The following is a 5,883-nucleotide window of genomic DNA, read 5'->3' as shown; positions in this document are numbered from 1 at the left end:
TGCGGCCCGGGTCGCCCTGACGGCCGGAGCGGCCGCGCAGCTGGTTGTCGATGCGGCGGCTTTCGTGGCGTTCCGTGGCGAGCACGTAGAGACCGCCGGCGGCCTTCACGGCCTCTTCATCTGCGGCGTGGGCCTCCTCGATCCGTTGCCGGATCTCCTCGGGATCGCCCTCGGGGTCGGCCTCGAGCGCTTCCATCACCTTGAAGTCGACATTGCCGCCGAGCTTGATGTCGGTGCCGCGGCCGGCCATGTTCGTCGCGATGGTGATCGCGCCGAGCTTGCCGGCATCGGCGACGATCTGCGCCTCCTGCTCGTGCTGGCGCGCGTTCAGAACGTTGTGCGGCAGGCCGGCCTTGGTCAGCAGCTGCGACAGCATCTCGGACTTCTCGATCGAGGTGGTGCCCACCAGGACCGGCTGGCCCTTCTCATGCGCGACCTTGATCTCTTCGGCGATGGCGGCGTATTTCTCGGCCCCCGTCCGGTAGACCTTGTCGTCCTCGTCGATCCGGGCGATCGGCCGGTTGGTCGGCACCTCGACCACGCCAAGCCCGTAGATCTCCATGAATTCCTCGGCCTCGGTGGCGGCGGTGCCGGTCATGCCCGAAAGCTTGTCGTAGAGGCGGAAGTAGTTCTGGAAGGTGACCTGCGCGAGGGTGACGTTCTCGGGCTGGATGTTGCAGCCTTCCTTGGCCTCGATGGCCTGATGCAGGCCATCCGACAGGCGCCGGCCCACCATCATGCGGCCGGTGAACTCGTCGATCAGCACCACCTGCCCGTCGCGGACGATGTAATCCTTGTCGCGGGTGTAGAGCTTGTGCGCCCGCAGGCCCTGGTTGACATGGTGCACCACGGTGGTGCTTTCCGGGTCATAGAGCGTCTGCCCCTCGGGCAGCACGCCGCGCAGGTGCAGGATCTCTTCCAGCGCCTCGTTGCCCTCGTCGGTGAAGGTGACGTTGCGGGTCTTTTCGTCGATCGTGTAGGCGTCTTCGGAGAGCTGCGGGATCAGCCGGTCGATCGCCATGTAGAGATCCGAGCGGTCCTGGCTCGGGCCGGAGATGATCAGCGGCGTCCGGGCCTCGTCGATCAGGATGCTGTCGACCTCGTCGACCACGGCGAAGTAATGCCCGCGCTGCATCATCTGGCTCAGCTCGGACTTCATGTTGTCGCGCAGGTAGTCGAAACCCAGCTCGTTGTTGGTGGCATAGGTCACGTCGGCGGCGTAGGCGGTCTTCTTCTCCGCCTCGGGCTGCTGCGGGTAGACCACGCCGGTGGTCAGGCCGAGCGCCCCGTAGACCTTGCTCATCCACTCGGCATCGCGGCGGGCGAGGTAATCGTTGACCGTGACGATGTGCACGCCCTTGCCGGTCAGCGCGTTGAGATAGGCCGGGAAGGTGGCGACCAGCGTCTTGCCCTCGCCGGTCTTCATCTCCGAGATGTTGCCCTGGTGCAGGAAGATGCCGCCCATCAGCTGGGTGTCGAAGGCGCGCAGGCCAAGCGCCCGCTTGGCGCCCTCGCGGCAATTGGCGAAGGCCTCGGGCAGCAGCGCGTCGAGGCTCTCGCCATCGGCGATGCGCTGCTTGAACTCCTCGGTCTTGGCGATCAGGCCGGCATCGTCGAGCGCTTCGAACTCCGGCTCCAGCGCGTTGATCTTTGCGACCAGCGGGCGTGTCGCCTTGATCTTGCGGTCGTTCGGCGTTCCAAACACCTTCCGCGCGAGAGTTCCGATACCCAGCATGCCTGCCCGTTCCTGTCTGACAAAGTCGTGTTCTCGTCGTGGCATCCGCTTGCCCGCCTCGAACACAGCCCATATGACACAGGGGAACGACCGGCCTTGCAGAGCCTTATCGGCATGTAAGGCTCGGCTCAGAAAGTGTCAACGCTGCCCACCCGGGGCAGTCCACGAAGGACCCGAAAGGACCTTATTCGATGCGCAAAACCCTCACCACACTGACCGCGGCGGCCTTTGCCTTCACTCTGGCGATGCCGGCAGAGGCCCAGGATCAGGCAGAGGAAATGACCCTCGACACCGTCGTGGCCACCGTCAACGGCACCGACATCACGCTCGGCCACATGCTGATGGTCCGCACCACGCTCCCCGATCAATATCAACAGCTTGGCGACGAGGTGCTTTGGGATGGCATCCTCGACCAGCTGGTCCGCCAGGCCGCCCTGGCGCAGGACGAGAAGGCCGTCGAGACCAAGCGCGTGACGCTCGCCATCGACAACGAGCGCCGCGCCCTGCTGGCCGGCGAAGTGGTCAAGGCGATCGCCGACGAAGCGGTGACCGACGAGGCGGTAGAGGCCGCCTACGAGACCGATTACGCCGGCGCCGAGATGGGCAAGGAATTCAACGCCTCTCACATTCTCGTGGAAACCGAGGAAGACGCGCAGGCGCTGGTCGAGGAGCTGAGCGGCGGCGCCGATTTCGCCGAGCTGGCCCGCGAGAAATCCACCGGCCCGTCCGGCCCGAATGGCGGCGAGCTCGGCTGGTTCGGCCCCGGCATGATGGTCGAGCCGTTCCAGGCGGCGGTCGAGACCCTCGAGGTCGGCGCGGTCTCCGAACCTGTGCAGACCCAGTTCGGCTGGCACGTGATCAAGCTCAACGAGACCCGCGCCAAGGAAGCGCCGGCGCTCGAGCAGGTGCGCGCCGAGATCGAGACCTCGCTGCAGCAGCAGGCGGTCGAGAAATATATTGACGAAACCATCGCATCGACGGAAGTCACCCGCATGGACAAGTCCGAGGCCGATGTCTCGGCGCTTTCGAACATGCAGCTCCTGGAGGACTAATTGGCCAAGATCACGTCCGTTTCGCCGCTCGCACCCGCCGCCTTCCCGGATCTTCCGGTGATCGACGGGGTCCGGTTCGCCTCTGTTGCGGCAGGGGTCCGCTACGCCGGGCGCACGGACGTGATGCTGACGCTTCTCGATCCCGGCAGCACCGTTGCCGGGGTTTTCACCCGCTCCGCCACCCGCTCGGCCAACGTGCTCGACTGCCAGTCGAAGATCGGCGCCGACAGCGACGCGGGCGCGGCGATCATCGTCAACTCGGGCAATTCCAACGCCTTCACCGGCAAGGCCGGCGACGGCTCGGTGGCGGCGATCTGCGCCGCCGTGGCCAAGGCCACCGGCCTGCCCGAGGCGCGGGTCTTCACCAGCTCCACCGGGGTGATCGGCGAGCGCCTGCCGCATGACCGCATCATCGCCAAGGTCGACGATCTAGTAGCGGCGCTCAACGCCGGCAAGGGCGCCGAGGCGGCCCGCGCGATCATGACCACCGACACCTTCCCCAAGGGCGCCTGCACCACCGTGTCGCTGCCCGACGGCGAGGTGAAGATCGCGGGCTTTGCCAAGGGCTCAGGGATGATCGCCCCCGACATGGCGACGATGCTGGTCTACATCTTCACCGATGCCAAGATCTCGCGCGGCGACCTGCAGACCATGGTCTCCGAGATCAACGACCGCAGCTTCAACTGCATCACCGTCGACAGCGACACCTCGACCTCCGACACCCTGCTCATGGGCGCCACCGGCGCTTCCGGCGTCGAGGTCACGCTGGCTGACAGCGATTTCGCCCAGGCGCTCGAGGGCGTGTTCCTCGATCTCGCGCACCAGGTGGTCAAGGATGGCGAAGGCGCGACCAAGTTCGTCACCGTCAACGTTACCGGCGCCAAGACCGATGCCGATGCCCGCACCCATGCGCTGGCCATCGCCAACTCGCCTCTGGTCAAGACCGCCATCGCCGGCGAGGACCCGAACTGGGGCCGCATCGTCATGGCCGTCGGCAAATCCGGTGCCGCCGCCGACCGCGACCGGCTCACCATCCGCTTCGGCGACGTGCTGGTGGCCGAGAACGGCTGGGTCGCCCCCTCCTACAAGGAAGAGGACGGCGCCGCGCTGATGAAACAGCCCGAGATCGCGGTCAACGTGGATATCGGCCTCGGCGCCGGCAATGCCACGGTCTGGACCTGCGACCTGACCCACGGCTACATCTCGATCAACGCCGATTACCGGTCCTGAGCCCACCCCTTCTCTGGTTCTGAAATACCTCGGGGAGCGCGAGGGGCAGCGCCCCTCGCCGGCCTGACCTCGCCACCGGGAGTTCCCTCATGTCAAAGATCATCCTCGTCTCCGCCGTCGCGCTCATCGACACCGACGGCCGCATCCTTCTGGCGCAGCGACCGGAGGGCAAGTCGATGGCCGGGCTCTGGGAGTTCCCCGGCGGCAAGGTCGAGCCGGGCGAAAGCCCCGAGGTCGCGCTGATCCGCGAGCTGCAGGAAGAGCTTGGCATCGACACCTGGGAGAGCTGTCTGGCGCCGCTCACCTTCGCCTCGCACGCCTATGAGAGCTTTCATCTGCTGATGCCGCTCTTCGCCTGCCGCAAGTGGCAGGGCGCGCCGCATTCGAAGGAAGGGCAGGCGCTGAAATGGGTCCACGCGCGCGAACTGCGCGACTATCCGATGCCCCCGGCGGACATCCCGCTGATCCCGATCCTGCGCGACTGGCTGTGACGGATGCGGGCTGTCCAGAAATTTCTGCGTCGCAGCGTGAAAAAACCCACCCAGAACGGCTATATGATTAGTAATTAAGCGCTGTTGACAACATTTGATCTGGCTTGAGAACTGATTCGCGAGTATTCATATTTCTGTAATATTCTTTACGGGGAACACTGAAATGCTGCGTACCATCATCCTTGGCAGCTGCGTCTCGGTTCAGGGCATTCTCGAAAAGAGTCTCCCTGACGGTCGCATTGCCGTTCGTGTCGGAAATCAGGTCTTTACCGGGAACCCGGTGGCTGCCTGAACCGAACGACAAGTTCTGAGTTCTAGTGCAAGGCCCGGAGCGAAAGCTCCGGGCTTTTCCATTTTCCGAGACCCGCGCGCGACGCCTCAACCCAAACGGGAACCACAGTTTCACAAAAACGAAAACACCCGGAGGTCGCCCTCCGGGTGGGTCTGTTTCCGCGATGCGGTGAGGATCAGAGCGAGCGCTCGATCTCCTCGCGCTCGAAGATCTCGATGACGTCCTGCGGGCGGACATCGTCGTAGTTCTCGAACGCCATGCCGCATTCCTGGCCCGACTGGACCTCGGCAACTTCGTCCTTGAAGCGCTTCAGCGTCTTCAGCGTGCCTTCGTGGATCACCACGTTGTCGCGCAGCAGGCGGACGCCTGCGGAGCGGCGGGCAACACCCTCGGTGACGAGACAGCCGGCGACCTTGCCGACATTGGAGACCTTGAAGACCTCCTTGATCTCGGCATAGCCGATGAAGTTCTCGCGGATCTCGTTCGACAGCAGGCCGGAGGCCGCCGCCTTCACGTCGTCCACGAGGTCGTAGATCACCGAGTAGTAGCGGATCTCCACGCCCTTCTGGTTGGCGCTGTTGCGGGCCGGTGCGTTGGCACGTACGTTGAAGCCGATGACCGGGCAGCCCGAGGCTTCGGCAAGGCCGATATCGGTCTCGGTGATGGCGCCGACACCGTAGTGGATCACCCGCACGCGGACCTCGTCGTTGCCGACTTTCTCGAGCGCCTGGACGATGGCCTCGGCCGAGCCCTGCACGTCGGCCTTCACGACCACCGGCAGCTCGGAGACGCTCTCGTCGTCCTTGGCTTTCTTCATCAGCTGCTCGAGCGTCGTCGCGGCGCCGGCGGCGGCGCGCTTCTCTTTCGCAGCGTGCTCGCGGTATTCGGCGATCTCGCGGGCCTGCGCCTCGGTCGAGGTGACGTTGAGAACGTCGCCCGCCTCGGGCGTGCCGTTGAGGCCAAGCACCTCGACCGGAACCGACGGACCGGCTTCCTGAACGCGCTCGCCCTTGTCGTTGATCAGCGCACGGACCTTGCCGTACTGCTCGCCCACGACGAAGATGTCGCCCTGGCGCAGCGTGC

Annotated in this window: 6 protein-coding genes; 4 read left to right on the top strand and 2 right to left on the bottom strand. The window is 65.2% G+C overall.

What is annotated here, in order from left to right:
* Positions 1-1,735: preprotein translocase subunit SecA (gene secA / locus AC6RA4_RS22755; RefSeq protein ID WP_500164188.1), on the bottom strand; the 1,735-nt coding region annotated here is incomplete at its 3' end.
* A 191-nt stretch (positions 1,736-1,926) separates the two neighbouring features.
* Between secA and AC6RA4_RS22750 the strand changes: the two genes are divergently transcribed.
* From AC6RA4_RS22750 to AC6RA4_RS22735, 4 genes are all read left to right on the top strand, one after another.
* Positions 1,927-2,787, top strand: coding sequence for a peptidylprolyl isomerase (locus tag AC6RA4_RS22750; RefSeq protein WP_500164186.1), 861 nt, complete (start codon positions 1,927-1,929; stop codon positions 2,785-2,787).
* Entirely contained in the window at positions 2,788-4,017 is a 1,230-nt protein-coding gene (argJ, locus tag AC6RA4_RS22745) for a bifunctional glutamate N-acetyltransferase/amino-acid acetyltransferase ArgJ (protein WP_500164185.1), read from the top strand. It abuts the gene before it with no gap.
* A gap of 89 nt (positions 4,018-4,106) precedes the next feature.
* Positions 4,107-4,508, top strand: a complete 402-nt coding sequence (gene mutT, locus AC6RA4_RS22740; protein WP_500164183.1) for an 8-oxo-dGTP diphosphatase MutT — start codon at positions 4,107-4,109, stop codon at positions 4,506-4,508.
* Between the two features lie 163 nt (positions 4,509-4,671).
* Entirely contained in the window at positions 4,672-4,800 is a 129-nt protein-coding gene (locus AC6RA4_RS22735) for a hypothetical protein (RefSeq protein ID WP_007795323.1), read from the top strand.
* Positions 4,801-4,975: 175 nt separating this feature from the next.
* Here the strand turns inward: AC6RA4_RS22735 and AC6RA4_RS22730 are convergent.
* On the bottom strand, positions 4,976-5,883 hold a 908-nt coding region (locus AC6RA4_RS22730), incomplete at its 5' end, for a translation initiation factor IF-2 (RefSeq protein ID WP_500164181.1).

This window comes from Salipiger sp. (assembly GCF_059781815.1).
The sequence above is the reverse complement of the archived record's forward strand: the minus strand, read 5'-3'. Positions and strand labels throughout refer to the sequence as shown.

Coding starts and splice junctions, on each gene's coding strand:
- AC6RA4_RS22750 (WP_500164186.1), top strand. CDS start 1,927: ATGCGCAAAACCCTCACCACACTGACCGCGGCGGCCTTTGCCTTCACT.
- mutT (WP_500164183.1), top strand. CDS start 4,107: ATGTCAAAGATCATCCTCGTCTCCGCCGTCGCGCTCATCGACACCGAC.
- AC6RA4_RS22735 (WP_007795323.1), top strand. CDS start 4,672: ATGCTGCGTACCATCATCCTTGGCAGCTGCGTCTCGGTTCAGGGCATT.